Raw genomic sequence first — 26,598 nt, 5'->3', positions numbered from 1 at the left:
TCGGTAACAGGGAATGACAAAGCGTGACGAACTTGCGTGAGGGTTTTGATCATTACCGCTATAATCGCCGCCTTTTCATCAGGCTATACGATTTCTGACATGAGCCAATCCAGCGACCTGATTCAATCTGCACAACGCACCATCCGCCTCGAACTGGAAGCCGTACAAGGCTTGCTACCCCATATCGACGCAGATTTCGTACGCGCTTGCGAGATGATTCTGGAGAGCAAAGGCCGCGTGGTCGTGGTCGGCATGGGCAAATCGGGGCACATCGGCAACAAGATCGCCGCCACCCTGGCCAGCACCGGCACCACGGCGTTTTTCGTGCACCCGGCCGAAGCCAGCCACGGCGACATGGGCATGATCACGCGGGACGACATCATCCTGGCCCTGTCGAACTCCGGCTCCACCAATGAAATCGTCACCCTGCTGCCCCTGATCAAGCGTCTGGGCATCAAATTGATCAGCGTGACCGGCAACCCGGACTCGGCGCTGGCCAAGGCTGCCGAGGTCAATCTCAATGTTCACGTCGAGCACGAAGCCTGCCCGTTGAACCTGGCGCCGACCTCGTCGACCACCGCCGCACTGGTCATGGGCGATGCCCTGGCCGTTGCGCTGCTGGAAGCCCGGGGCTTTACCGCTGAAGACTTCGCCTTTTCCCACCCGGGTGGCGCGCTGGGCCGACGCCTGTTGCTGAAAGTCGAAAACGTCATGCACGCCGGCCAGGAGCTGCCGCAGGTTCAGCGCGGCACGCTGCTCAAGGACGCGCTGATGGAAATGACCCGCAAGGGCCTGGGCATGACCGTGATCCTGGAAGCCGACGGCAAACTGGCCGGCATCTTCACTGACGGTGACTTGCGCCGTACGCTGGACCGCAGCATTGATATCCACAGCGCCACCATCGATCAGGTCATGACCGCGCACGGCAAGACCGCTCGTGCCGAGATGCTGGCTGCCGAAGCCCTGAAAATCATGGAAGACCACAAGATCAACGCACTGGTCGTGGTCGATAGCGATGACCGCCCGGTCGGCGCCTTGAACATGCACGACTTGCTGCGTGCGGGAGTAATGTAATGAGCACGGACCTGCTGCAACGCGGCAAACAGATCAAACTCGCGGTTTTCGACGTCGACGGCGTACTGACCGACGGACGCCTGTACTTCCTCGAAGACGGCAGTGAATTCAAGACGTTCAACACCCTCGACGGTCAAGGCATCAAGATGTTGATGGCAGCCGGCGTGCAGACCGCTATCATCAGCGGCCGCAAGACCCCGGTGGTCGAACGTCGAGCGAAAAACCTCGGCATTCCTCACGTTTACCAGGGGCGCGAAGACAAACTGGTGGTACTCGACGAGCTTCTGGCTCAACTCAACCTAAGCTATGAGCAGGTCGCCTACCTGGGTGACGACTTGCCGGACCTGCCGGTGATTCGCCGCGTGGGCCTGGGCATGGCGGTAGCAAACGCCGCCAGCTTCGTGCGTGAACACGCCCATGGCATCACCCTGGCCCGTGGTGGCGAAGGTGCCGCTCGCGAATTTTGTGAATTGATCCTGCGCGCCCAGGGCCGCCTCGATGCGGCCAACGCCGCGTACCTGTGAGCCCACTATGCTGAGCAAAAAGATTCGTAACATCCTGCTGTTCGGCTGCATCGCGGCGCTGTTCGCTGCGGTCGGCTACTGGAACATCAGCCCCGAACGCTTCCTCGACAAACCTGTGGTCAAGGTCGATGAAACCGCGATCGACTATTACGCCCTCAACGCTCACAGCGTGCAGTACCTGCCGGACGGCAAATTGCAGTACGAAATGACGTCCGACAAGGTCGAACACCTGAAAGTGAGCGAGGTGACGTTGCTGACCAACCCCGACCTGAACATGTTTCGTGGCACCGAGTTTCCCTGGCACGTCCAGAGCGAGCACGGCGAAGTCAACCCGGACGGTACTCAGGTCGAGCTGATCGACTCGGTCCGCATCACGCGCTTCGACGAGAAAAACCGCAAAACCCTGATTACCACCACCCGTATGACTGTGTTCCCCAAGGAGCAATATGCGCAGACCGATCAACCCGTTAGAATCGACGGCGCTGGCGGTGTATCGACAGGCAACGGAATGAAAGCGTACTTGAAAGAAAGCAGGATACACCTGCTATCGAACGTAAGAGGACAGTATGAGGCTCGTTAAAACTCTCCCTATTTTGCTCAGTCTGGGCGCAGCACTGGGAAGCGTGAGCGCCTGGGCTCTGCCGAACGATCAAGAGCAGCCTATCCGCATTCAGGCCGACGACGCCCAACTGGACGACAAGAATGGCGTTGCCACCTATAAAGGTGACGTGATCATTACTCAGGGTTCGATGAAGGTCACCGGCAATACCGTGACCATCACCCGCACCTCGACCGGCGACATCGACGTGGTGACGTCGGTGGGCAACCTGGCCTACTTCGAGCAACTGCAGACTGCGGGCGACACCAAGCCTGTTCAGGGCTGGGGCGTAACTATCCAGTACCACGCCTCGCAAAACCGCGTTGTGCTGATCGACAAGGCAAAAGTTGTCGACAAGGACAACAACGTTACCCAAGGCGAAAAAATCGTCTACGACACCCAGAAAAAGCTTGCGAGCGCCGGGCGTGCTACGGGCAGCAAGGTCACCGAGGCGCGTCCGCGTATCGACATGGTGATCCAGCCGAAGCCGAAAAACGACGCGAAAAAGGCTCAGTAATGGCAACTCTTAAAGCTCAGCATCTGGCCAAGAGCTACAAGAGCCGCCAGGTCGTGCGTGACGTCAGCCTGTCCATCGACAGCGGTCAAATCGTCGGCCTGCTGGGCCCTAACGGCGCCGGCAAGACCACCTGCTTCTACATGATTGTCGGCCTGGTGCAGGCCGATCAGGGTCGCGTACTGATCGACGATCTGGACGTCAGCCACCAGCCGATGCACGGTCGTGCAAAGGCGGGTATCGGCTATCTTCCGCAAGAAGCGTCGATCTTCCGCAAACTCTCGGTGGCCGATAACATCATGGCCATTCTCGAGACCCGCAAGGAACTCGACAAGGCCGATCGTCGCAAAGAGCTGGAAAGCCTGCTGCAGGAATTCCACATCAGCCACATCCGCGACAACCTCGGCATGAGCCTGTCCGGTGGTGAACGCCGCCGTGTGGAAATCGCCCGGGCACTGGCCACCAACCCGAAATTCATCCTGCTCGACGAACCTTTCGCCGGTGTGGACCCGATTTCGGTGGGCGACATCAAACAGATCATCTACCACCTCAAGGCCAAAGGCATTGGCGTGCTGATCACTGACCACAACGTCCGTGAAACCCTGGATATCTGCGAAACCGCCTACATCGTCAACGATGGACAGCTGATTGCCGAAGGTGACTCCGCCACCATCCTGGCCAACGAACTGGTCAAGGAAGTGTATCTGGGCCACGAGTTCCGCCTGTAAGCGCTGACGTGTCTGGCTGGTTGTCCGAGCGCTTGTCTCGATAAAAAATCAATACTTTTTTATTGTTACAGCGCTCTAGGCAAACGCTGCAGTTTCGGGCATATAATTTGCTTATGTTTGGCGCTCCGGCGCCCTGTAGTGGATGGCGCATGTGCGCCGGCGAATAAGGTGTTAAGCCCCTGCCATGAAACCATCGCTAGTCTTGAGAATGGGCCAGCAGCTGACGATGACACCGCAGCTGCAACAGGCCATCCGCCTGCTCCAATTGTCGACCCTGGACCTGCAACAGGAAATCCAGGAGGCCCTGGAGTCCAATCCGATGCTCGAACGCCAGGAAGAAGGCGACGACTTCGATAACGCCGACCCCTTGGCCGACAAAGCCGAACAGCTCCCCAACGCCGATGTTTCGGAACCCTCCTACCAGGAAACCGCCCCAACGGTGGATAACCTTGAGGAAGGTGACTGGAACGAGCGCATTCCCAACGAATTGCCTGTCGATACCGCCTGGGAAGACGTCTACCAGACCAGCGCCAGCAGCCTGCCGAGCAATGATGACGACGAGTGGGATTTCACCACGCGCACATCGGCCGGCGAGAGCCTGCAAAGCCACCTGTTATGGCAACTGAACCTGGCACCGATGTCCGACACCGATCGCCTGATCGCCGTGACCCTGATCGACTGCATCAACAATCAGGGTTACCTGGACGAAACCCTCGAGGAAATCCTCGAGGCCTTCGATCCGGAGCTGGACATCGAACTGGACGAGATCGAAGCCGTCCTGCACCGCATCCAGCAATTCGAACCGGCCGGCATCGGCGCCCGCAATCTGGGCGAATGCCTGCTGCTGCAACTGCGCCAGCTGCCCGCCAAGACGCCTTGGCTGGCCGAGGCCAAGCGCTTGGTCACCGACTACATCGATTTGCTCGGCAGCCGCGACTACAGCCAGTTGATGCGCCGCATGAAGCTCAAGGAAGATGAACTGCGCCAGGTGATCGAACTGGTCCAGAGCCTCAACCCGCGTCCGGGCTCGCAGATCGAGTCCAGTGAAGCCGAATACGTCGTCCCTGACGTGATCGTGCGCAAGGACAACGAGCGCTGGCTGGTCGAGCTGAACCAGGAATCAGTGCCACGCCTGCGGGTCAACGCCCAATACGCCGGTTTCGTGCGCCGCGCCGACACCAGCGCCGACAACACCTTCATGCGCAATCAGTTGCAAGAGGCCCGCTGGTTCATCAAGAGCCTGCAAAGCCGCAACGAAACACTGATGAAAGTGGCCACCCAGATCGTCGAGCATCAGCGCGGCTTCCTGGAATACGGCGACGAAGCGATGAAGCCCCTGGTGCTGCATGACATCGCCGAAGCGGTGGGCATGCACGAGTCGACGATTTCCCGGGTGACCACGCAGAAATTCATGCATACCCCTCGGGGCATATATGAACTGAAATACTTTTTCTCGAGCCATGTCAGCACCTCCGAAGGCGGTGAATGCTCGTCCACAGCGATCCGCGCGATCATCAAAAAACTGGTTGCCGCGGAAAATCAGAAAAAGCCGTTGAGTGACAGCAAGATCGCTGGTTTACTGGAGGCACAAGGCATTCAGGTGGCTCGCCGCACCGTCGCCAAGTACCGCGAATCCCTCGGGATCGCGCCTTCGAGCGAACGCAAGCGGTTGATGTAGAGCCACGCCACAGCGTTCCAGTGGTAGATCATCTGATCTACCGCTTTATGCACTGGCAACGAAGGAGAAGCTGTATGCAAGTCAACATCAGTGGACACCAACTGGAAGTGACCGAACCTCTTCGCACCTACATCGGCGAAAAACTCCAACGATTAGAGAGGCATTTCGACAAGATCACCAACGTGCAGGTCACGATGACGGTCGAAAAGCTCAAGCAGAAAATCGAAGCCACGCTGCATATTCCCGGCAATGAAGTGGTCGCCAACGCGGAGCATACCGATATGTATGCGGCGATCGACGCGCTGACCGACAAGCTCGATAAACAACTCAAAAAGCATAAGGAAAAGACCCAAAGCCTCCTCCAGGGCGCGACCGGTCGTTAACACTCCCAACCCATGATCCGACTTGAAAGCATCCTGACCCCCGGCCGTTCCCTCGTGAACGTGCCGGGCGGCAGCAAAAAGAAAGCCCTCGAGCAAATTGCCAACCTTATCCATAAAGAAGTCCCGGATCTGGAGATGCAAGATGTCTTCGAGGCTCTGATTGCCCGTGAAAAACTCGGTTCGACCGGTTTTGGTAACGGCATCGCCATTCCCCACTGTCGCCTGAAAGGTTGTACGTCGCCTGTCAGCGCGCTGATGCACCTCGACGCCCCCATCGATTTCGACGCCATCGACGGCGCCCCGGTTGACCTGCTGTTCGTTCTGCTGGTCCCGCAAGCCGCTACCGATGCCCACCTGGAACTGTTGCGCCAGATCGCCAGCATGCTCGATCGCAAGGAAGTGCGCGAAAAACTGCGCAGTGCCCCGAGCAATGAAGCCTTGTATCAGGTTGTCCTGGACGAGCAAAACGGTCAGTAATCATGCGCTTGATCATCGTCAGTGGCCGCTCCGGCTCAGGTAAAAGTACCGCCCTCGATGTTCTCGAGGACAACGGCTACTACTGCATCGACAACCTGCCCGCCGGATTGCTGCCGGAACTGGCCGAGCGCGCGCTGATTCATACCGAACTGGCACAGCCGCTGGTTGCCGTCTCCATCGATGCGCGCAACCTGCCGAGTCACCTGTCACGGTTTCCCGAACTGCTGGAAGAAGTCCGCAGTCGGCATATCAAATGCGATGTGCTGTATCTGGATGCCGACGAAGAAACGCTGCTCAAACGCTTTTCGGAAACCCGTCGACGCCACCCTCTGAGTACTCCCCACCGTTCGTTGGCCGAGGCGATTCAAGACGAGACCCAGTTGCTGGGCCCAATCGCCGACCTGGCCGACCTCAAGGTCAACACCACCAACCTGAACCTGTATCAGCTGCGCGATACCATCAAATTGCGTCTGCTGAACCAGCCGGAAGCCGGCACTGCGTTCCTGGTGGAGTCTTTCGGCTTCAAGCGTGGCATGCCGGTGGACGCCGACCTGGTGTTCGACGTGCGCTGCCTGCCCAACCCTTACTGGAAGCCGGAACTGCGCGACCAATCCGGGCTTGATCAACCGGTGGCGGAATACCTGGCGGCACAACCGGATGTCGAAGAGATGTTCCAGGACATTTCCACATACCTGCTCAAATGGTTGCCGCGCTTTGCCGCCAGCAACCGGGCTTATGTCACCATTGCCATTGGCTGCACCGGCGGGCACCACCGCTCCGTCTACCTGACCGAACGTCTGGGCCAGGTTCTGCAACAATCCCTGAAGAACGTCCAGGTTCGCCACCGCGACCTCAGCTAAAGGATTCACATCGCGATGCCTGCTCGGGAAATAGAAATCATCAACAAGCTGGGCCTGCATGCCCGCGCTTCTGCCAAGTTCGTCGGCGTTGCCGGTGAGTACAAGGATTGCACGATCAGAGTAGGTCGGACGCCGGAATCCACGGTCGACGGCAAAAGCATCATGGCAATGATGATGTTGGCGGCGGGCAAAGGCACAAAAATCCACCTGAGCACCGAAGGTGAAAAGGCTGATGAGGCGCTGCAGGCATTGGTGGATTTGATCAACGACTACTTTGGCGAAGGCGAATAAACGGCAAAAGATCGCAGCCTCGTTTCACTCGACAGCTCCTACAGGGATCCGCGTAGGTTTGTAGGAGCTGTCGAGTGAAACGAGGCTGCGATCTTTTGATCTTGCTTCAAGCCAACGCCGTATCCATCACCATCATCAAACAAAACCCGATCAACAACCCAAGGCTCGCCAGCTTGTCGTGACCGTTGCGCCGCGACTCGGGGATGACTTCATGGGTGACCACCAGCAACATCGCCCCCGCCGCCAGCGCCAATCCCAAAGGCAACAGCAATTCGGCCAGGCTCACCAGCCAGGCGCACAACAGCGCGAAAACCGGCTCGACCAGACCTGATGCCGCACCGATCAGGAACGCCTTGACCCGCGACATCCCCGCCCCGGCCAACACCAACGCAATCACCAGCCCTTCCGGCACATCCTGCAATGCAATGCCCATGGCCAGGCTGTCGGCATCCGGCATTCCACCACCGGCCGAGACACCGACCGCCATGCCTTCAGGAATGTTGTGGGCAATGATGGCAAACACAAACAACCAGATCCGTGGCGGGATGACCGGCCGCTCCAGCGTTCCTACGAGCATTTCCGGCGAGGCGCCCGACACTTTTCGGTCCACCAGAAATAGACCGAACGCGCCGAGCATGATGCCGAAGCTGATCAGTCCGCTGGCTGCCCAAGGTGTCAGCCCCAGGCTTTCAGCGGCGGAGATGCCTGGGACAATCAGCGAAAACGCCGTCGCCGCCAGCATCACCCCGGCTCCGAAACCGAGCAGCGTATCGCTGACCGCTTGCGGCATCCGCCGAATCACCAGCACCGGCACCGCGCCCAACGCCGTACCCAAGGCACAAATCGCCCCGCCCTGCAGCGCGCGCAGCAGTTTGGGTTCGAGATCCAGCCACGCCAGTCCATGGGCGACCAACAACGTCATGCCCGCCAGCAGCAACAGCGATCCGAACGCGTAACGAAACATTCGTCCGCTGCCGATCGCCAGTGTTTCAGTGCCCATAGTCAGCCTTGGAACGTTTTTATAGAGGACTTAAACCAGCGCAGCCTGATAACGCGCAGCGACTTCAGGCCAATTGATGACGTTGTAGAACGCGTTGATGTATTCCGGACGGCGGTTCTGATACTGCAGGTAATACGCGTGTTCCCAGACATCCAGGCCGAGGATCGGCGTGTTGCCATTCATCAACGGGCTGTCCTGGTTACCGCTGCTTTCCACGATCAGGGTCTTTTGCGGCGTGACACTCAGCCAGGCCCAGCCACTGCCAAAGCGGGTCAGCGCGGCTTTGGTGAAGGTTTCCTTGAAACTGTCCAGGCCGCCCAGTTGCTCATCAATCGCTTTGGCCAGCGCACCTTCGGGTTGGCCGCCGCCATGAGGCGCCATCACTTCCCAGAACAGCGAATGGTTGGCATGGCCGCCGCCCTGATTGATCACCGCCGCGCGAAGTTTTTCCGGCAATTGCTGGACGCTGGCCACCAGTTTTTCCACCGACCACTCGGCAAATTCGGTGCCTTCGACTGCGGCGTTGAGATTATTGATGTAGGTCTGGTGGTGCTTGGTGTAGTGGATCTCCATGGTTTGCGCATCGATATGCGGTTCCAGGGCATCGTAGGCGTAAGGCAAGGCAGGCAAGGTAAAAGCCATTTCAATGAACTCCATGATGTAGAGGCGCAGGCGATGCGATATCGGTGCGCAGCAAACGGTGAGTGCGCGGGTATTCGCCGTGTTCGCTGATGAAATTCAGCAGCTCGACATAGGTTTTGCTGCTTTGGCGCAACGCGGCTTCACGCAGGGCAGGCGCCAGACGCGGGTCCTGCATGGTTTGCAGTAACCGCTGATGAATCGCGCACAAATATTCGGCGCTCTCCTCCGGCTGGTTCAGACGCAAATGCAGGTCCGCCAGGTTGTGATGGGAAATCACGCAGGCCGCCACCGCTTCGTCGGCATCCGCCCAACGCTCGAACAACACCTGGGCCAGGGCCAAGGCCTGCAAGTAAGCCTCGCGGGCATCAACAAGTTCGCCCAGCATGAAATGGCGATTAGCCCTTTCGATCGTGCGTTTCCAGTGCTCCATGGTGAGCCTCCAAAGCGGTAGCGGTGATTACACGCCGCCTGCGGTGAGCTTCTCTGGGTTGAGTACCTCTTCCAGTTGGCTGCGCGTCAGGTCGGTGTGTTCCAGGGCGACATCAATCACCGGACGGCCCTGCTGATAGGCCTTCTTGGCGATCTCAGCGGCTTTTTGGTAACCAATGATCGGGTTGAGTGCGGTCACCAGAATCGGATTGCGAGAAAGCGCCTCTTTGATCCGCGCCTCGTTGACCTTGAAGCTGGCGATGGCCTTCTCACCCAGCAGATGGCTGGAGTTGGCCAGCAATTCGATGCTGCTCAGCAGGTTCTGGGCGATGATCGGCAGCATCACATTCAGCTCGAAATTGCCCGACTGACCGGCGATGGTGATGACCGTGTCATTGCCGATCACCTGGGCGGCGACCATGGCGGTGGCTTCCGGGATCACCGGATTGACCTTGCCCGGCATGATCGAAGAACCCGGCTGCAAGGCTTCGAGTTCGATTTCACCGAGACCGGCCAGTGGACCGGAGTTCATCCAGCGCAGGTCGTTGGCGATTTTCATCAGGGAAACCGCTGTCGCCTTGAGCTGGCCCGAGACCGCCACCGCGGTGTCCTGGGAGCCGATCAACACAAACAGATCCTTGCCCGGCGTGAATTGAACGTGAGTCAGCTCACTCAGCTGTTGGCTGAAACGCGCAGCGAATTGCGGATGCGCATTGATCCCGGTGCCTACCGCCGTGCCGCCCTGCGCCAGGGATTGCAGGCTCGGCAGCAGGTCTTGCAAATGGCCGATGTTGGCCTTGAGCTGTTGCGCCCAGCCATTCAGAACCTGGCTCATGCGCACCGGCATCGCGTCCATCAAGTGCGTACGACCGGTTTTGACGTGGTGATGGACCTCTTCAGCCTTGCGCTCGATCACCTGCACCAGACGCACCAGCGCTGGCAGCAGTTGCTCATGCAACGCGAGTGCAGCACTGACGTGGATGGTGGTCGGGATGATGTCGTTGCTGCTTTGGCCGCAATTCACGTGGTCGTTAGGGTTCACCGGCTCACCGAGCAGACGGCTGGCCAGGGTGGCGATCACTTCGTTGGCGTTCATGTTGGAACTGGTGCCGGAACCGGTCTGGAAGATATCCACCGGGAAATGCTGCATGAAGTCGCCCTGAAGCAGACCCAGTGACGCATCGACGATGGCTTTGCCCTGGGATTCGCTGATTTGCTTGAGCTCGACGTTGGCACGGGCAGCGGCGGCTTTGGCCAGAATCAGCGACCGGATGAACTGCACAGGCATCGGTTTGCCGCTGATCGGGAAGTTATCCACCGCGCGTTGAGTCTGCGCGCCATAGAGCGCATCCACCGGGACCTGAAGCTCGCCCATGCTGTCGCGCTCAATACGAGTCTTGTTCATCAGAAAATCCTTGCACCAGTTCTATAAGAGGAATCGAGGGCTGCAACTCGCAGATCGCCAGTTGCCAGGTGTAGCTTTGCCAGCGCTTGAGGCGGCATTTGCACAGAGAGAGGCGTTCGAGTTCGCGCAGCGGGCGCCAGGCCTGGTCCAGGCAGTAAGTCCGCCAATGCCACGGCAGTGCGACATCGGCGGCGGTGTCGAGCAGCAAACGGAAAGAGGTTTCGGCGATGGTCCAGGGAGAAGTGGCCGTGCAACACGCCAGATACCGACCTTCAGCCAGGTAATGTTCGATCAGGCGTGGCTCGTCGGGGGCCATCGCGCAACGGATCTGGCGACTCATCCAGCGCCAGCTTTCGAGGTAAGGCTGCTCGTGCAAGGCAGAACTCATGATCCGGGCTCATTCGGTAATGAGATTTATTATTAGATGATAATGAGAACCAAAACAACCCCGGGCACGCACGACAAATTCCTTGTGGGAGCGGGCTTGCTCGCGAAGGGGCCATCACATTCAGCATCTTTGTTGACTGATACACCGTCTTCGCGAGCAAGCCCGCTCCCACAGGGGGTCGATGTATGGCGCATAAAAAAGGCGCGCCACCCAATCGGTGGCGCGCCTTTTTGTGTAACGGTCGGTGGGTTTAGCTGCCCGCGACGGTCATCCGCTCGATCAACACCGAACCGGTGCGAATGTTGCTGCGCAGTTCCAGGTCATTACCGACGGCAACGATCTGCTTGAACATGTCGCGCATGTTGCCGGCGATTGTCACTTCCTGCACCGCGAACTGGATTTCGCCGTTCTCGACCCAGTAACCCGCCGCACCACGAGAGTAATCGCCGGTGACCATGTTCAGGCCCTGGCCCATCAGCTCGGTGACCAGCAAACCGCGCCCCATGCGGCGCAGCAAGGCGGCCTGGTCTTCATCACCATGGGTGACGAACAGGTTATGCACGCCACCCGCGTTGGCGGTGCTCGGCATGCCCAGTTTGCGGCCCGAATAGGTGCCGAGGATGTAGGACACCAATTCGCCCTTTTCGACGAACGGTTTGGCGTAGGTCGCCAAGCCATCACCGTCGAACGCCGAACTGCCCATGGCGCGCATCAAGTGCGGACGTTCGTCGATGGTCAGCCATTCCGGGAACAGCTTCTGACCCAGCGTGCCTTCAAGGAACGACGACTTGCGATACAGACTGCCGCCGGAAATCGCCGACAGGAAACTGCCGAACAAACCACCCGCCAGCTCAGCGGAAAACAGCACTGGCACTTCGCAGGTTGGCACCGGACGCGCGCCCAGTCGGCTCGCGGCCCGTTGCGCGGCACGCTGGCCGATGCTCACCGGGTCGGCCAGCAAGTTGCCCTGACGGTTCACGTCGTACCAATAATCGCGCTGCATCTGGCCATCGGCCTCGGCGATCATCACGCAGCTCAGGCTGTGACGGGTCGACGCGTAACCGCCGATGAAACCGTGACTGTTGCCGTAGACGCGGCAGCCTTGATGGGTGCTGAGGGTGGTGCCGTCGGCGTTCTTGATCCGGCTGTCGGCAGCAAATGCCGCGGCTTCGCATGTCAGCGCCTGCTCGATGGCTTGTTCCGGGGTGATGTCCCACTCATGGAACAGGTCGAAATCCTGCAGGTCCCTGGCCATCAGTGCGGCATCTGCCAGGCCCGAAGCTTCGTCTTCGGAAGTGTGCTTGGCAATGGCCAATGCGGCGGCAACGGTTTCGCGAATCGCCTCTGGACCACTGGCGGAGGTGCTGGCGGAGCCTTTGCGCTGACCGACGTACAACGTGATGCCAAAGCCCTGGTCGCGGTTGAATTCGACGGTTTCGACTTCACGCTGGCGCACCGAGGTGGACAGGCCCTGCTCCAGGGACACGGCCACTTCACAGGCACTGGCACCCTGACGCTTGGCTTCAGCAATGATCTGCTCGACTTGTTCTTGCAGTGCCGGCAACGCTTGTGGGCCGACGCTTTCAACTGCACTCATGCTGTTCTCCACTCAAATTCTGCTTTCGGCTAGGGCCTTCGAGCGACCGGGCCGGACAAGCGGCCCCCGACTGGTTATCATGGCGGCGTTTCTTTGCGGACGGCCACCATGGTTGATTCTTACGACGACTCCCTCGATACGGGAGAAAAAAGCAAATCCCAGGTTAAACGCGAGCTTCATGCTCTGGTTGACCTCGGCGAGCGCCTTACAACGCTCAAGCCTGACTTGCTGGCAAAACTGCCGTTGACCGACGCTATGCGCCGGGCCTTGGCCGATGCGCCCAAGCACACCGCGAATATCGCGCGTAAACGGCACCTTATGTTCATCGGCAAACTGATGCGCGATCAGGACACTGACGCCATCCTTACTTTGCTCGATCAACTCGATGCCTCCACCCGGCAGTACAACGAACGTTTCCATGGCCTGGAACGCTGGCGCGATCGCTTGATCGCGGGCGACGATGCGATCCTGGAGAAGTTCGTGCTCGACTACCCGGAGGCTGATCGTCAGCAGTTGCGCTCCCTGATCCGTCAGGCCCAGCACGAACTGGCGACCAACAAGCCACCGGCATCGAGCCGTAAAATCTTCAAGTACATCCGTGAGCTGGACGAGACTCAACGCGGTCTGCGTTAAATCTCGAATCGGGTGAGTCGCCACGCGGCCCACCCGAAGCTCCATCCTTTACGATCCTGTGCCACCCACAGTGATCGCATCGATTTTCAGCGTTGGCTGGCCGACACCCACCGGCACCGACTGCCCATCCTTGCCACACGTCCCTACTCCGCTGTCCAGCGCCAGATCGTTACCGACCATCGACACCTTGCTCATGGCTTCCGGGCCGTTGCCGATCAACGTCGCGCCTTTGACCGGGGCGGTGATTTTGCCGTCTTCGATCAGGTACGCCTCGCTGGTGGAGAACACGAACTTGCCGCTGGTGATGTCCACCTGCCCGCCGCCGAGGTTGGCGCAATAGATGCCGCGTTTCACCGAGGCAATGATTTCCGCCGGGTCACTTTCGCCCGCCAGCATGTAGGTATTGGTCATCCGGGGCATCGGCAGGTGCGCGTAGGATTCACGACGACCGTTGCCGGTGCGGGCCACGCCCATCAGGCGCGCGTTGAGCTTGTCCTGCATGTAGCCTTTGAGTACGCCGTTTTCGATCAGCGTGGTGCACTCGGTCGGGGTGCCTTCGTCGTCGACGCTCAGGGAACCGCGACGACCGGCCAGCGTACCGTCATCGACGATGGTGCACAGCTTGGACGCAACCATCTCGCCCATGCGCCCGCTGTAGGCCGAACTGCCCTTGCGGTTGAAATCGCCTTCCAGACCGTGGCCGACCGCTTCGTGCAGCAGCACGCCGGACCAGCCCGAACCCAGCACCACCGGCAACGTACCGGCCGGCGCAGGAATGGCTTCCAGGTTCACCAGCGCCTGACGCAGCGCTTCACGGGCGTAGCTCATGGCGCGATCTTCGGCGAGGAAGTAACGGTAATCGGTACGACCGCCACCGCCATGACCACCGCGCTCGCGGCGACCGTTTTGCTCAACGATCACGCTGACGTTGAAGCGCACCAGCGGCCGCACATCGGCGGCCAGGCTGCCGTCGGTCGAAGCGACAAGAATGCGCTCCCAGACCCCGGCCATGCTCACGGTGACTTGCTGGATTCGCGGGTCGAGGGCGCGAGTCGCGACGTCGATGCGCTTGAGCAATTCGACTTTCTCAGCGCGGCTCATCACTTCAAGCGGGTTGTCCGGCCCGTACAACTGGGCGACGTCCGCAGTAGTGAAGGCCTGCACCGAGCCGTTCTGCCCGGCGCGGGAGATCGAACGTGCTGCGCGGGCGGCTGCGCCGAGGGCTTCAAGGGTGATGGCATTGCTGTAGGCAAAACCGGTTTTTTCACCCGATTGCGCACGCACGCCCACACCCTGGTCGAGGTTGAAGCTGCCTTCCTTGACGATCCCGTCTTCCAGTGCCCAGGACTCGGAAATCTGCCCCTGGAAATACAGGTCCGCGGCATCGATACCCGGGCCGGCCAGATCGCCGAGAACCCCTTGCAGGCTCTCGATCGTTACGCCACCGGGCGCCAGGAGGTGTTCACTGACGGAGGACAACAACTCGCTCATATGTTTACGCCTTAAATTCGTCGTTCTGTGCAGGTCGCTGGGCGCCCTGCGAGAAAAAGCGCCGGTGACTGGACACCGGCATCCGCGCCCTGATGGACGCCTGTTCGCTGCTATCGCGTTCGGCCAACAGCACGGCCTCGCCTTGATCCTGTTGGGCCAGCACACGTCCCCAAGGGTCGACGATTGCGGCGTGCCCCCAGGTTTCTCGCGGCCCCGGATGCGTCCCACCCTGGGCGGCCGCGAGCACATAACATTGAGTCTCGATGGCCCGCGCGCGAATCAGCACATCCCAATGCGCCGCGCCGGTCACCGCGGTAAATGCCGACGGTGCGGTAATCAATTGCGCGCCCGCAGCGCGCAGTTCGCTATACAACTCAGGGAAACGCAGGTCGTAACACACCGTCAGGCCGACTCGACCGACGGGAGTATCCGCCACCACAACCCCACTGCCATAAGCATAGTCATCGGATTCTCGATAACGCCCGCGGTTGTCCGCTACGTCCACGTCGAACAGGTGCAGCTTGTCGTAACGCGCCACCGTTTCGCCCTGATCATTGACCAGCAACGAGCAGGCATGGGCTTTGGACGTCGGATGGCCCAACGGCGGCAACGGCAACGTGCCGGCCACTATCCATAACTTGAGGTCGCGGGCGGTCTGTTTCAACCACGGCAGGATCGGACCTTCACCCAACGCCTCGGCGCGGCCGATGTCGGCAATGTCGCGACGGCCCATCGCAGCGAAATTTTCCGGCAGCACCGCCAGTTGCGCGCCACCGGCCGCGGCCTGTTCAAGCAGACGCCGGGCCTCGGTCAGGTTGGCCAGAACATCGCTCTGGCTGACCATTTGAATCACCGCAAAAGTCATGGCCATTTCCTTATCGGGAATCAACAAACACCTGTAGGAGCTGTCGAGTGAAACGAGGCTGCGATCTTTTGATCTTGCTTCTAAAAAATCAACGTCAAAAGATCGCAGCCTCGTTTCACTCGACAGCTCCTACACAGCTCCTACAGTCCTACACAGCTCCTACAGGCCATGCTACTCCATCGGCCCGAGGCGTGGCGTTGTCAAAAAGGTTTGTCGAAGGTGATTTTCGGCTCTTTCCAAGGGCCCTTGACCGTGTATTTGACGCTGGCGAAACGTGCCACGCGGTCACCGATCAGCTTGTCGATCAGGAACAGCGCGCCGCCAATGGCCGGTGCGCCGACGATCAGCGCGGCAATTGGCAGGTTGTTGGTCACCGGCAAAGTCACCAGCAGTTTCGCGTCAACCTGATCGGCCACCAGGTTCAGGGTCCCGTTCAGTTCAATGTTGCTCGAAGGGCCGGTCAGCAAGATCGGTTCCTTCGTCACATAAACCCCGTTGGTCGCGACCAGCAGACCCTTGACGCGGTCATAACTCAAGCCTTTGCCGAACAGGTCGGAGAAGTCCAGGCGCAGACGGCGACCGATGGAGTTGAAGTTGAGCAGGCCGAAAACTCGCAGGGCCTGGGCGCTGCCCTCGACCTCAACGAACTGGCCTTTATTCAACGAAGCATCGAGGGTGCCGGAGAAACGTTTGGTGGCCAGCCACGCCGGTGAACCCGGCCAGCGACCGTCGACATCCATATGAAATTCTTCACTGGTGACGCTCGGCGCAAAGCCCCAGCCTTTCAGCACGTCAGCGAGATTTTTGCCGCTGATCCGCCCTTTGTACCAACTGCTGGAGCTTCCGGGGATGCCTTCCCAGCCGCCAGTGCCCTGCAACAAAATGCCTTTGAGGCCCAGGTCCAGCGTATTGAGCGCAATGCCCTTGGCGGTCGGACGGACTTTCAGATACCAGGCGCCTACGAGGTCCTGGCCCTGGAACAGCTGATTGATGGTGATGTCCAGCGCCGGGATCTTGGTCGGGTCCACCGAGGCCAGCGGGTCCGGCGAGTTTTCGTCGGCCAGCACGGTCGGGTCTGGTGCCGGCAACCGCACGGTTTGCAGATTGATCGCAATCGGCGCGCCTTTCGCATCAGGGATGCTCGCGCTGCCCTTGACCTGCTGACTGTCGAGTTGCAAGGCCCACGCCGCGGCTTTGCGGTTCAACTGCACCGATGCCTGATCGAGCGTCGTACCGATACCGCTGAGCTTGCCAACCTTGAAGTCCGCACTGCTGAGCAACTGCTTGGCATTGCCTCCCGGATCTTGGCCGGCGTACTTGTCCACCAGCTCTTTCCACGGACCAACGTCCAGCTCCGACAGCACCCCGCGCACTCGCAGGCCTTTGGCGCCGGGCAGGACAGCACTGCCGCCACCCAGGAACAACTCGCCACGACCGTCGGCAAAATTGCCGCTCGGCGCCGCAAACGTGAAGTCTGCCAACTCGCCATAGTTGACCCAGTAGCGCCGTTCCGCCCCTTGCAGGGTCATGCGGAACGTGGTGTTGCGGCCGGCATCGGCGGTCATGCCAAACGGCGCTGGCAAGTCGATTGCCACGCCTTTGAGGCTGGAATTGACCATCAGCTGGCTGTCGGCGCCGTCCAGGCTCAGTTGCAGCTGATACGGGATCAAGCCGGACACCGGCAATGGCTGGGTGACGCTCAGCCAGTCCGTGAGTTTCTTGACCTCGACCTGGCCGGAAGCGGTGACGCGTGTCTTGAGGTTGCCTGCGCTGCCATCGGCAAAGATCTGCGCGGTGACCGGTTGATCAAAGGCGCGCGCGGTGATGTTCTGCCCGCTCAGGCCCTTGGCACTGTCGAAACGGAAATCGCCCTTGAGCTGCGTCAGCTCCAGTGAGGGCTCGGCCAGTTTCAAACGCGCCTTGGCGGTCTTGAAGTCGACGAGAATCTTCGGCTGCTCGCCTTTGACCAGCGGAATATCCAGCTTCAGCTTGCCTTGCAGATCGCCCTCGCCTTCCCATCCGGCAAAGGTTTCTGCGGTACCGATCGGCGCTTGCTGAAGAATCTTCAAGCCATCGCCCAACCCGCCGGAGAACCCGCCGTCGAGGAACAGGTGAACGCTTTGCCCTTCCGGCGCATGGGGAATATTGACGTAAATGTCGCGAACCTGCGTGTCGAGCAATTGGCCCTTGCTGGCCAGGATCCGCACGCCACTGTCTTCAACGAACACATCACCGCTGACCTTGCTGACATGCGGCCAACCCGGCTGGAACGCCAGTTCGGCATCGTGAACCTTGAAGAACAGGCTGATGCTGCGCGCCGTCTCGGCCGCGCCGTGGTTCAGCGAGCCCTGATACTGGAAGAAACCCTGGTCCACGGCGCCTTTGAGAATCGCCGTGCGCAGCCATTCGTCCAGCGCCGGGCTGAGCATGGTCGGCAGGTACTTGGCAGTGTAGCGACCGTCGCCGTCCACCAGACCGACCCGCAGGTCCATGTAATCTTCCTGGGTGTGGTCGAAATGCAGGCGGATCAGGAAGTCACCGGCAATCTTGCCCTCCTCGCCCAGCACCTTCAGGTACGGCGCGATCAGGGTGAAACCTTCTTTGTCGAGCTTCCAGGTCAGACGGGCGTTGGCCTGGATGTATTGCCATGGCTTGGCGAAAATCGGGTCCAGGTGCAAGACGAAATCCTTGCTGTCCATGCGCAGCTCGCCCTGACCGAGGTCACCGCTGATGCTGCCGCTGACATTCCGTGCGGCCGGCGCGCCGTGATAGGCGTCGAAGCCGACCTGATCGAGGTTGGCGGCAAAGCTGAACTTGCTGTCATCGGTGGCATTGGGCCGCAGATCAATCAAGACGTTGCGCAGCCCACCGGTGACCTTGAGGCGCTCGACCGCCGTGGCCACGCCTTCGGGCAGCGGCCCCAAGGCGTTTATCAGCGGGGTCAGCGGGGTGAGGTCGAGGCGGTCGGCTTGCAGGTGCCAGAGCTCTTCCGACTTATCAGTAGCGGCGGTCTGTCGAAGTTGCAGGTGCGATTCCCAACGGGTCTCGCCGAAGTTCATGGCCAGGGAATCCAGGGTCACCAGCATGCCTTCGCTGCTGCGCTGGAAATAACCGTTGAGCGCCAGATTATTGATCTGGATCGGCTTGCGCTCGGCGTAGGCGCCCTTGAGTTGCGGCGCGTTCAAGCGAATGGCGCCGCTTTGCAGCGCGCCCTTGCCCCAATTCACCCAGAGCTCGCCTCCGGCCTTGAGCTCGGAGAAATTCCACTGCCGGGTCACGCGCTCGGGCAGCCATTTCGACCAGTCGCTTTGCGGCAGGCTCAGGTAGGCCTCGGCTTCGCCGTCCTTCCACTGGCTGGCGCGCAGACGGGTGCGCACAGTCATGGCCACAGGCTGGCCGTCGGGCAGGGTCAAACGGGCATCGAGGCGCTGGCGGGAGACGCCGGTTTTCAGATTCAGGCCAACGTAGGTCAGGGTCAGTGGCGGGTGGTCCAGTGGCTGCAAGGTCACCTGGCTGTCGATCACCGACAGCTGCTGGACCATTTGCATGCGATTGAGCAACTGTTCCGGATCCAGCGGCTGCTCTTGTTGCACCGGCAACCCTTCCAGCGCCCAATGACCGTCCGCGCCTTCCTTGAGGCTGATCTTCAGGCCATTGAGTTCGAGGTGGGCGATGCGAACATCGCGTGCCAGCAGGCTTTCCCAAAGATCCGGCACCGCTCGCACCTGATCCAGGTGCAGGGCGTTGGCGCCCTCGCCGACCGTCACGTCATGCGCCAGTAAGATCGGCGCGAAACCGCTCCAGTTACCTTCGAGTTTGCCGATTTGCAGCGGCATGCCCAAGGCGGCGCTGGCTTTGGTTTCGACGTCGGCACGGTATTCGGCCACCAGGGGCGTCAGCTCCCGGCCGAGGCTGACGTACAACGCCATCAACACCAGGACCAACGCGCACAGGCCAAGACCCCAGCGGGTCAGTGCGGCCAAAATGCGTGTCAGACGTTCCATGTCAGTTGGCTCCCATAGCGAAAATACTGCAAAAAGCTGAGGCCAGCCGTTCTAGTAAGGGTGAAACACAGCGATTCAGAGCAGCACCACGTCGTATTGTTCCTGGGAATACATGGTTTCCACCTGGAACCGAATGGTGCGTCCGATAAATCCTTCAAGCTCGGCGACATTACCCGACTCCTCATCGAGCAAACGGTCGACGACTTTCTGGTTCGCCAATACACGATAGCCTTCCGCTTGATAGGCGCGTGCCTCACGGAGGATTTCGCGGAAAATTTCGTAGCAGACCGTTTCCGGCGTCTTCAGCTTGCCGCGGCCCTGACAGCTGCTGCACGGTTCGCACAGCACTTGTTCGAGGCTTTCACGGGTGCGCTTGCGGGTCATCTGCACCAGGCCCAACTCGGTGATGCCGATGATGTTGGTCTTGGCGTGATCGCGTTCCAGCTGCTTCTCGAGGGTACGCAGCACCTGGCGCTGGTGCTCTTCGTCTTCCATGTCGATGAAGTCGATGATGATGATCCCGCCCAGGTTGCGCAGGCGCAGCTGGCGGGCGATGGCGGTCGCAGCTTCGAGGTTGGTCTTGAAGATGGTTTCTTCGAGGTTGCGATGGCCGACGAATGCCCCGGTGTTGACGTCGATGGTGCTCATGGCTTCAGCCGGATCGACCACCAGATAACCACCGGATTTGAGCGGCACTTTGCGCTCGAGGGCTTTCTGGATTTCGTCTTCGACGCCGTACAGGTCGAAAATCGGCCGCTCGCCGGGGTAATGCTCAAGACGATCGGCGATTTCCGGCATCAGTTCGGCGACGAACTGCGTGGTTTTCTGGAAGGTTTCCCGGGAATCGATGCGGATCTTCTCGATCTTCGGGCTCACCAGGTCGCGCAGGGTGCGCAACGCCAGACCGAGGTCTTCGTAGATCACACTGGGTGCGCTGATCGTTTTGATCTGTTCGTTGATCTGGTCCCAGAGGCGGCGCAGGTAGCGGATGTCCATGAGGATTTCATCGGCGCCAGCCCCTTCGGCCGCGGTACGCAGAATGAAACCGCCCGCCTCCTTGATGCCTTCTTTGGCCACGCAATCGGTGACGACTTGCTTGAGACGTTCGCGCTCGGCTTCGTCTTCGATCTTCAGCGAAATGCCAACGTGGGCCGTGCGCGGCATGTAAACCAGATAGCGCGACGGAATCGACAGCTGGGTCGTCAGTCGCGCACCTTTGGAGCCGATCGGGTCCTTTGTGACTTGGACGACCAGGCTCTGGCCTTCGTGAACCAGCGCGCTGATGCTCTCTACCGCAGGGCCTTCGCGCAGGGAAATCTCCGAGGCGTGAATGAACGCGGCGCGGTCCAGGCCGATGTCGACGAAGGCGGCTTGCATGCCCGGCAATACCCGCACGACCTTGCCTTTATAGATGTTGCCGACGATCCCGCGCTTTTGCGTGCGCTCGACGTGGACCTCTTGCAGGACACCGTTTTCGACCACCGCCACGCGCGATTCCATCGGCGTGATGTTGATCAGGATCTCTTCACTCATGGCAGGGTCTCGTTCAGGCATGTTCACGATAATGGCCGCATCTTGTCAGTACGACGCTCAGCGCGCGTTAAGGGTTTGCCAACAGGGTATGCCGAAATGGCCGAGCAGCTCAGCGGTTTCGCACAGCGGCAGTCCGACCACCGCCGAGTAACTGCCATTGAGACCGGCGACAAACACCGCGCCCAGTCCTTGAATGCCATAGCCACCGGCCTTGTCCCGGGGTTCGCCACTGGCCCAGTAGGCCGCCGCTTCATCGCGAGCGATGTTGCGAAAACGCACCAGACTGCGCACCACCCGCGACTCACAACGCTCACCGTCGAGCACCGCGATGGCGGTCAAGACTTCGTGTTCCTGACCGGCCAACATCATAAGCATGGCGCACGCGTCAGCTTCGTCCACCGGTTTGCCGAGAATTTTCCCGTTGAGCACGACAGCGGTGTCAGCGCCCAGCACGCAGAAATCTTCGTCAGACACGACCGTGTCGCGCCCGGCCTCGGCTTTGCCGCGCGCCAAGCGCTCGACATAGGCCGAAGGGGATTCATCTTTTAAAGGGGTTTCATCGATGTCCGCGCTGATGGCGGAGAACGGCACGCCGATCTGCGTGAGCAGTTCACGCCGACGCGGCGAGCCTGAGGCGAGATACAACAGCTTCATCAAGACATCTCCCTGTCGAGGTATGGGCGAATGCCTGACCGAATTAATTGATTTTGTAGCGTCGACGCAACCCGCGCAAACCGTAGCTGATCCATGGCCAGAGCAATGCGCTGACCAGTGCCGGCAGCACCAGCGCCAGGGTTGGCTGACGGTTGCCGGTCAGGGCGCTGAGCCATAGTTGAACAAGCTGCGCGAGGCCGAAGATCACCAGGATCACCAGGCTCTGTTGCCACATCGGGAACATGCGCAGGCGCTGTTGCAGCGACAGCACCAGGAAAGTGATCAACGTGAGGATCAACGCGTTCTGACCCAGCAGCGTGCCATACAGCACGTCTTCGGCCAGGCCCAGGCACCACGCGGTCACCATGCCGACTTTCTGCGGCAAGTACAGCGCCCAGAACGCCAGCAGCAAGGCCAGCCAGAGCGGACGGAGGATTTCCATGAATTGCGGCAGCGGCGAAACGCTGAGCAGCAGGCCAATGGCAAACGTCAGCCAGATCATCCAGCCATTTCGGGATGCGGTAACACCGACCATTATTCTCGTCCCCCAGTGGAAGCCGGCGCGGAGACAGGCGGTTTGGCCGCAGGCTTCACCGCTGCCGGTTGAGTGGCTGGCGGTTTGGTTGCGGCAGGTTGCGATGCAGGCGGCTTGGCGGCTGCGGCAGGCTTGGCCGGGGTTGCCGCCGGTGCCGGAGCCGGTGTCGCAGGAGCGGCAACAGGCGCAGCAGCTGCGGCGGGCACTACCACGGTCGCCGGCACTGGTTTTGGCACGGTCGCCGGAATGATCGGCCCACCACCGTGCTGGTCCAGCGCTTCTTGCGCCTGGGCAGCCTCGTTGGCGCGCTCTTCGGCGGTGCGCCCGTCGGTGAACACCAGCAGCAGGTAACGGCTGCGGTTCAACGCGGCGGTCGGCACGGCACGGACGATGGCAAACGGCTGGCCGGAATCGTGGATCACTTCCTTGACCGTCGCCACCGGGTAACCGGCCGGGAAGCGCTGACCGAGACCGGAACTGACCAATAGATCGCCTTCTTTAATGTCAGCGGTGTCGGCGACGTGACGCAGTTCCAGGCGTTCCGGGTTGCCGGTGCCGCTGGCAATCGCCCGCAGACCGTTGCGGTTCACCTGCACCGGAATGCTGTGAGTGGTGTCGGTCAGCAGCAGCACGCGGGAGGTGTACGGCATCAACTCGACCACCTGGCCCATCAGACCGCGAGCATCGAGCACCGGCTGACCGAGGACCACACCGTCGCGCTCACCTTTATTGATGATGATGCGATGGGTGAAGGGGTTGGGGTCCATGCCGATCAGCTCGGCCACTTCGACCTTCTCATTGACCAGCGCAGAGGAATTGAGCAACTCGCGCAGCCGAACGTTCTGCTCGGTGAGGGCGGCAAGCTTTTGCATGCGGCCTTGCAACAGCAGATTTTCGGTCTTGAGTTTTTCGTTTTCGGCGACGAGCTCGGTACGGCTGCCGAATTGACTGGCCACACCCTGCCATAACCGCTGCGGCAGGTCGGTGATCCAGTAAGACTGCATCAGCACCAGCGACATCTGGCTACGCACTGGCTTGAGCAGTGTGAAGCGGGCATCGACCACCATCAGCGCGACCGATAGCACGACCAGCACCAACAAGCGCACGCCCAGTGAAGGCCCTTTGGTGAAAAGCGGTTTAATAAGCCGCTCCTCCCAGGCAAATGTTTTCTTTATTCATACGGCATCAAACCGGCCTGGATGCAGACTGACAGAAGATAAACGCCAACAGGCAGCACTGCAAAGTGCTGCCTGCGCGCCAACAGCATAGATGCAACCGGCGAGATCACTCGCTCGACAGCAGGTCCATGGTGTGTTTATCCATCATTTCCAGTGCACGGCCACCGCCGCGAGCAACGCAGGTCAGCGGGTCTTCGGCAACAATCACCGGCAGACCTGTTTCCTGGGCCAGCAACTTGTCGAGGTCACGCAGCAAGGCGCCACCACCGGTCAGTACCAGGCCACGCTCGGCGATATCGGAAGCCAGTTCCGGAGGCGATTGCTCCAGCGCACTTTTCACGGCCTGAACGATGGTGGCCAGGGACTCTTGCAGAGCTTCCAGCACTTCATTGGAGTTCAGGGTGAAGGCACGTGGAACGCCTTCGGCCAGGTTACGACCACGAACGTCGACTTCACGCACTTCGCCGCCCGGGTAGGCCGTACCGATTTCCTGCTTGATGCGCTCGGCGGTGGATTCGCCGATCAGGCTGCCGTAGTTGCGACGCACGTAGGTGATGATCGCTTCGTCGAAGCGGTCGCCGCCAACCCGTACGGATTCGGCGTAGACCACACCGTTCAGGGAGATCAGCGCGATTTCAGTGGTACCACCACCGATATCGACGACCATCGAACCGCGTGCTTCTTCAACCGGCAGGCCGGCACCGATCGCAGCAGCCATTGGCTCTTCGATCAGGAACACTTCGCGAGCACCGGCACCAAGGGCCGATTCACGGATGGCGCGACGCTCAACCTGGGTGGATTTGCACGGAACGCAGATCAGCACCCGCGGGCTTGGCTGCAGGAAGCTGTTTTCGTGAACCTTGTTGATAAAGTATTGCAGCATCTTTTCGCAGACGCTGAAGTCGGCGATTACGCCGTCCTTCATCGGACGAATGGCAGCAATGTTGCCCGGCGTACGGCCGAGCATGCGCTTCGCCTCGGTGCCGACAGCTACGACACTTTTCTGGTTACCGTGTGTCCGAATAGCCACAACCGATGGCTCATTCAGGACGATACCGCGCTCGCGCACGTAAATAAGGGTGTTGGCAGTGCCCAGGTCAATGGAAAGATCGCTGGAAAACATGCCACGCAGTTTCTTGAACATGGGAAAGGGACCCTAGGCAACGCGTGGGTAAAAAAGTGCGGCAAACTCTAACAACGACAGGGATTTTGGGCAAGGCGCCAATATGTTAAATTGGCCGCTTTTCTGTGCACCAACCCCCACAATCGCGGCCTTATGACCGTAGAAATGCGGTAGTGTTCCGACAATCTAACACACGGACGCCGTCCGTTCTGTTTTCCACTGGAGATTCCCATGGCGCTTGAACGCTCCGACGTGGAAAAAATCGCTCATCTGGCCTGCCTTGGCCTCAATGATGCCGATCTTCCACACATTACTTCAGCCCTGAACAGCATTCTCGGGCTGGTCGACGAAATGCAGGCGGTCAATACCGACGGTATCGAGCCGCTCGCCCACCCACTGGAAGCCAGCCAGCGCCTGCGTGCAGACGTCGTGACCGAGACCAATCATCGCGAGGCCTACCAGTCCATCGCACCAGCGGTCGAAAACGGCCTGTACCTGGTTCCGAAAGTCATCGACTAAAGGGAAAGAGCCTGCAATGCATCAATTGACTCTGGCCGAGATCGCCCGCGGACTCGCCGATAAAAAGTTTTCTTCCGAAGAGCTGACCAAAACCCTGCTGGCGCGTATCGCCCAGCTCGATCCTCAGCTCAACAGCTTCATCAGCCTCACCGAAGACCTGGCGCTCCAGCAGGCGAAAGCCGCTGACGCACGCCGTGCCAATGGTGAGAGCGGCGCCCTGCTGGGTGCGCCGATCGCCCACAAAGACCTGTTCTGCACCCAAGGCATCCGCACCAGCTGCGGCTCGAAGATGCTCGACAACTTTAAAGCACCGTACGACGCCACCGTGGTCGCCAAGCTTGCCGCTGCCGGCGCCGTGACCCTGGGCAAGACCAACATGGACGAATTCGCCATGGGTTCGGCCAACGAGTCGAGCTACTACGGCCCGGTGAAAAACCCGTGGAACCTGGAACATGTTCCGGGTGGTTCGTCCGGCGGTTCGGCCGCGGCCGTTGCCGCTCGTCTGTTGCCGGCAGCCACCGGCACCGACACCGGCGGCTCGATTCGCCAGCCCGCCGCACTGACCAACCTCACCGGCCTGAAACCGACGTACGGTCGTGTTTCGCGCTGGGGCATGATCGCTTACGCGTCCAGCCTCGATCAGGGCGGCCCTCTGGCTCGCACGGCCGAAGACTGCGCGATCCTGCTGCAAGGCATGGCCGGTTTCGACCCGCAAGACTCCACCAGCATCGACGAGCCTGTGCCTGATTACAGCGCCAGCCTCAACGGTTCGCTGCAAGGCCTGCGCATCGGCGTGCCGAAGGAATATTTCAGCGCCGGTCTCGACCCGCGCATCGCCGAGCTGATCCACAACAGCGTCAAGGAGCTGGAAAAGCTCGGCGCCGTGATCAAGGAAATCAGCCTGCCGAACATGCAGCACGCGATCCCGGCGTACTACGTGATCGCCCCGGCAGAAGCGTCTTCCAACCTGTCGCGTTTCGACGGCGTGCGTTTTGGCCATCGCTGCGAAAACCCGGTCAACCTGATCGACCTGTACAAGCGTTCCCGTGGCGAAGGTTTCGGCCCGGAAGTGCAGCGCCGGATCATGGTCGGCGCCTACGCGCTGTCGGCCGGTTACTACGACGCCTACTACCTGAAGGCGCAGAAGATCCGTCGCTTGATCAAGAACGACTTCATGGCAGCCTTTAATGAGGTCGACATCATCCTCGGCCCAACCACGCCGAACCCGGCCTGGAAGCTTGGCGCCAAGAACAGCGACCCGGTCGCTGCCTATCTGGAAGACGTCTACACCATCACCGCCAACCTCGCGGGCCTGCCGGGCTTGTCCATGCCAGCCGGTTTTGTCGATGGTCTGCCGGTCGGCGTGCAACTGCTCGCCCCGTATTTCCAGGAAGGTCGCCTGTTGAACGTTGCCCATCAGTATCAATTGAACACTGACTGGCACACCCGCACCCCAACCGGCTTCTGAGGAGAAA

27 protein-coding genes are annotated in these 26,598 nt (G+C 60.2%); 13 read left to right on the top strand and 14 right to left on the bottom strand.

The genetic code is table 11. From position 1 onward, the window contains the following. Window positions 1-99 precede the first annotated feature (99 nt). From ACA049_RS04510 to ACA049_RS04465, 10 genes are all read left to right on the top strand, one after another. Complete coding sequence (locus tag ACA049_RS04510; protein WP_497333445.1) at window positions 100-1,074, top strand: KpsF/GutQ family sugar-phosphate isomerase; 975 nt, start codon at window positions 100-102, stop codon at window positions 1,072-1,074. Beyond that, on the top strand, window positions 1,074-1,598 hold the full coding sequence (locus ACA049_RS04505) for a KdsC family phosphatase (RefSeq protein ID WP_109627988.1): 525 nt from the start codon (window positions 1,074-1,076) through the stop codon (window positions 1,596-1,598). Before ACA049_RS04510 ends, ACA049_RS04505 begins: the two co-directional genes overlap by 1 nt. A 7-nt stretch (window positions 1,599-1,605) precedes the next feature. After that, window positions 1,606-2,178, top strand: a complete 573-nt coding sequence (gene lptC, locus ACA049_RS04500; RefSeq protein WP_497333443.1) for an LPS export ABC transporter periplasmic protein LptC — start codon at window positions 1,606-1,608, stop codon at window positions 2,176-2,178. Then, the gene (gene lptA, locus ACA049_RS04495) at window positions 2,165-2,713 is read left to right on the top strand and encodes a lipopolysaccharide transport periplasmic protein LptA (protein ID WP_497333441.1); all 549 of its coding nucleotides are present in this window, start codon (window positions 2,165-2,167) and stop codon (window positions 2,711-2,713) included. Before lptC ends, lptA begins: the two co-directional genes overlap by 14 nt. Next, entirely contained in the window at window positions 2,713-3,438 is a 726-nt protein-coding gene (gene lptB, locus ACA049_RS04490; RefSeq protein WP_109627985.1) for an LPS export ABC transporter ATP-binding protein, read from the top strand. Before lptA ends, lptB begins: the two co-directional genes overlap by 1 nt. A 184-nt stretch (window positions 3,439-3,622) precedes the next feature. Then, the gene (locus tag ACA049_RS04485) at window positions 3,623-5,116 is read left to right on the top strand and encodes an RNA polymerase factor sigma-54 (RefSeq protein ID WP_131061208.1); all 1,494 of its coding nucleotides are present in this window, start codon (window positions 3,623-3,625) and stop codon (window positions 5,114-5,116) included. A 74-nt stretch (window positions 5,117-5,190) separates the two neighbouring features. Continuing rightward, window positions 5,191-5,499 carry a ribosome hibernation-promoting factor, HPF/YfiA family gene (gene hpf, locus ACA049_RS04480; RefSeq protein ID WP_047537716.1) on the top strand — a complete coding sequence of 103 codons (309 nt, stop codon included), beginning with the start codon at window positions 5,191-5,193 and terminating at the stop codon, window positions 5,497-5,499. Between the two features lie 12 nt (window positions 5,500-5,511). After that, window positions 5,512-5,976, top strand: coding sequence for a PTS IIA-like nitrogen regulatory protein PtsN (gene ptsN / locus ACA049_RS04475; RefSeq protein WP_497333439.1), 465 nt, complete (start codon window positions 5,512-5,514; stop codon window positions 5,974-5,976). Window positions 5,977-5,978: 2 nt separating this feature from the next. After that, a complete protein-coding gene (gene rapZ, locus ACA049_RS04470) occupies window positions 5,979-6,836 on the top strand; it encodes an RNase adapter RapZ (RefSeq protein WP_497333438.1) in 858 nt (285 codons plus the stop codon). A 15-nt stretch (window positions 6,837-6,851) separates the two neighbouring features. After that, complete coding sequence (locus ACA049_RS04465; protein WP_497333437.1) at window positions 6,852-7,127, top strand: HPr family phosphocarrier protein; 276 nt, start codon at window positions 6,852-6,854, stop codon at window positions 7,125-7,127. 106 nt (window positions 7,128-7,233) lie between these two features. Here ACA049_RS04465 and ACA049_RS04460 read toward each other — a convergent pair whose 3' ends face one another. The 6 genes from ACA049_RS04460 to pmbA all read right to left on the bottom strand — a co-directional run bounded on the left by ACA049_RS04460 (window position 7,234) and on the right by pmbA (window position 12,588). Continuing rightward, window positions 7,234-8,127 (bottom strand): ZIP family metal transporter, encoded by an 894-nt coding sequence (locus ACA049_RS04460; protein WP_497333436.1) that lies wholly within the window; start codon window positions 8,125-8,127, stop codon window positions 7,234-7,236. Window positions 8,128-8,157: 30 nt separating this feature from the next. Beyond that, complete coding sequence (locus tag ACA049_RS04455; protein WP_497333434.1) at window positions 8,158-8,769, bottom strand: superoxide dismutase; 612 nt, start codon at window positions 8,767-8,769, stop codon at window positions 8,158-8,160. Between the two features lies 1 nt (window position 8,770). After that, entirely contained in the window at window positions 8,771-9,199 is a 429-nt protein-coding gene (locus ACA049_RS04450) for a DUF2753 family protein (RefSeq protein WP_497333432.1), read from the bottom strand. Window positions 9,200-9,226: 27 nt separating this feature from the next. Further along, window positions 9,227-10,603, bottom strand: a complete 1,377-nt coding sequence (locus ACA049_RS04445; protein WP_497333430.1) for a class II fumarate hydratase — start codon at window positions 10,601-10,603, stop codon at window positions 9,227-9,229. Further along, window positions 10,584-10,991: a FagA protein gene (locus tag ACA049_RS04440; protein WP_497333428.1), complete on the bottom strand. Its 408-nt coding sequence runs from the start codon at window positions 10,989-10,991 to the stop codon at window positions 10,584-10,586. The genes ACA049_RS04445 and ACA049_RS04440 overlap by 20 nt, the downstream gene beginning before the upstream one ends. A gap of 250 nt (window positions 10,992-11,241) precedes the next feature. Continuing rightward, window positions 11,242-12,588 (bottom strand): metalloprotease PmbA, encoded by a 1,347-nt coding sequence (gene pmbA, locus ACA049_RS04435; protein WP_010463346.1) that lies wholly within the window; start codon window positions 12,586-12,588, stop codon window positions 11,242-11,244. Between the two features lie 108 nt (window positions 12,589-12,696). On the opposite strand from pmbA, the gene yjgA reads away from it, so the two are divergent. Continuing rightward, on the top strand, window positions 12,697-13,221 hold the full coding sequence (gene yjgA / locus ACA049_RS04430; protein WP_497333426.1) for a ribosome biogenesis factor YjgA: 525 nt from the start codon (window positions 12,697-12,699) through the stop codon (window positions 13,219-13,221). A gap of 48 nt (window positions 13,222-13,269) precedes the next feature. On the opposite strand, the gene tldD is transcribed toward yjgA, so the two are convergent. The 8 genes from tldD to mreB all read right to left on the bottom strand — a co-directional run bounded on the left by tldD (window position 13,270) and on the right by mreB (window position 24,625). Continuing rightward, complete coding sequence (gene tldD, locus ACA049_RS04425) at window positions 13,270-14,712, bottom strand: metalloprotease TldD (protein ID WP_497333424.1); 1,443 nt, start codon at window positions 14,710-14,712, stop codon at window positions 13,270-13,272. A 4-nt stretch (window positions 14,713-14,716) separates the two neighbouring features. After that, complete coding sequence (locus ACA049_RS04420) at window positions 14,717-15,577, bottom strand: carbon-nitrogen hydrolase family protein (protein WP_497333422.1); 861 nt, start codon at window positions 15,575-15,577, stop codon at window positions 14,717-14,719. A 200-nt stretch (window positions 15,578-15,777) separates the two neighbouring features. Continuing rightward, window positions 15,778-19,581, bottom strand: a complete 3,804-nt coding sequence (locus ACA049_RS04415; RefSeq protein WP_497333420.1) for a YhdP family protein — start codon at window positions 19,579-19,581, stop codon at window positions 15,778-15,780. A gap of 75 nt (window positions 19,582-19,656) precedes the next feature. Further along, on the bottom strand, window positions 19,657-21,114 hold the full coding sequence (gene rng / locus ACA049_RS04410) for a ribonuclease G (RefSeq protein WP_008008603.1): 1,458 nt from the start codon (window positions 21,112-21,114) through the stop codon (window positions 19,657-19,659). 57 nt (window positions 21,115-21,171) lie between these two features. Continuing rightward, a complete protein-coding gene (locus ACA049_RS04405; RefSeq protein WP_497333418.1) occupies window positions 21,172-21,768 on the bottom strand; it encodes a Maf family protein in 597 nt (198 codons plus the stop codon). Window positions 21,769-21,811: 43 nt separating this feature from the next. After that, on the bottom strand, window positions 21,812-22,303 hold the full coding sequence (gene mreD / locus ACA049_RS04400) for a rod shape-determining protein MreD (protein ID WP_497333416.1): 492 nt from the start codon (window positions 22,301-22,303) through the stop codon (window positions 21,812-21,814). After that, window positions 22,303-23,445 (bottom strand): rod shape-determining protein MreC, encoded by a 1,143-nt coding sequence (gene mreC / locus ACA049_RS04395; protein WP_497336774.1) that lies wholly within the window; start codon window positions 23,443-23,445, stop codon window positions 22,303-22,305. The genes mreD and mreC overlap by 1 nt, the downstream gene beginning before the upstream one ends. Window positions 23,446-23,587: 142 nt before the next feature. After that, window positions 23,588-24,625, bottom strand: coding sequence for a rod shape-determining protein MreB (gene mreB, locus ACA049_RS04390; protein WP_002555108.1), 1,038 nt, complete (start codon window positions 24,623-24,625; stop codon window positions 23,588-23,590). 210 nt (window positions 24,626-24,835) lie between these two features. Between mreB and gatC the strand changes: the two genes are divergently transcribed. Together gatC and gatA are read left to right on the top strand one after the other, a co-directional pair. After that, window positions 24,836-25,123 carry an Asp-tRNA(Asn)/Glu-tRNA(Gln) amidotransferase subunit GatC gene (gatC, locus tag ACA049_RS04385; protein WP_007901429.1) on the top strand — a complete coding sequence of 96 codons (288 nt, stop codon included), beginning with the start codon at window positions 24,836-24,838 and terminating at the stop codon, window positions 25,121-25,123. A gap of 16 nt (window positions 25,124-25,139) precedes the next feature. Continuing rightward, window positions 25,140-26,591 (top strand): Asp-tRNA(Asn)/Glu-tRNA(Gln) amidotransferase subunit GatA, encoded by a 1,452-nt coding sequence (gene gatA, locus ACA049_RS04380; RefSeq protein ID WP_462025504.1) that lies wholly within the window; start codon window positions 25,140-25,142, stop codon window positions 26,589-26,591. The last annotated feature ends 7 nt before the right edge of the window (window positions 26,592-26,598 follow it).

The sequence above is a fragment of the Pseudomonas sp. LBUM1662 genome (assembly GCF_059695915.1).
This window is presented reverse-complemented; position numbering and strand designations above follow the sequence as displayed.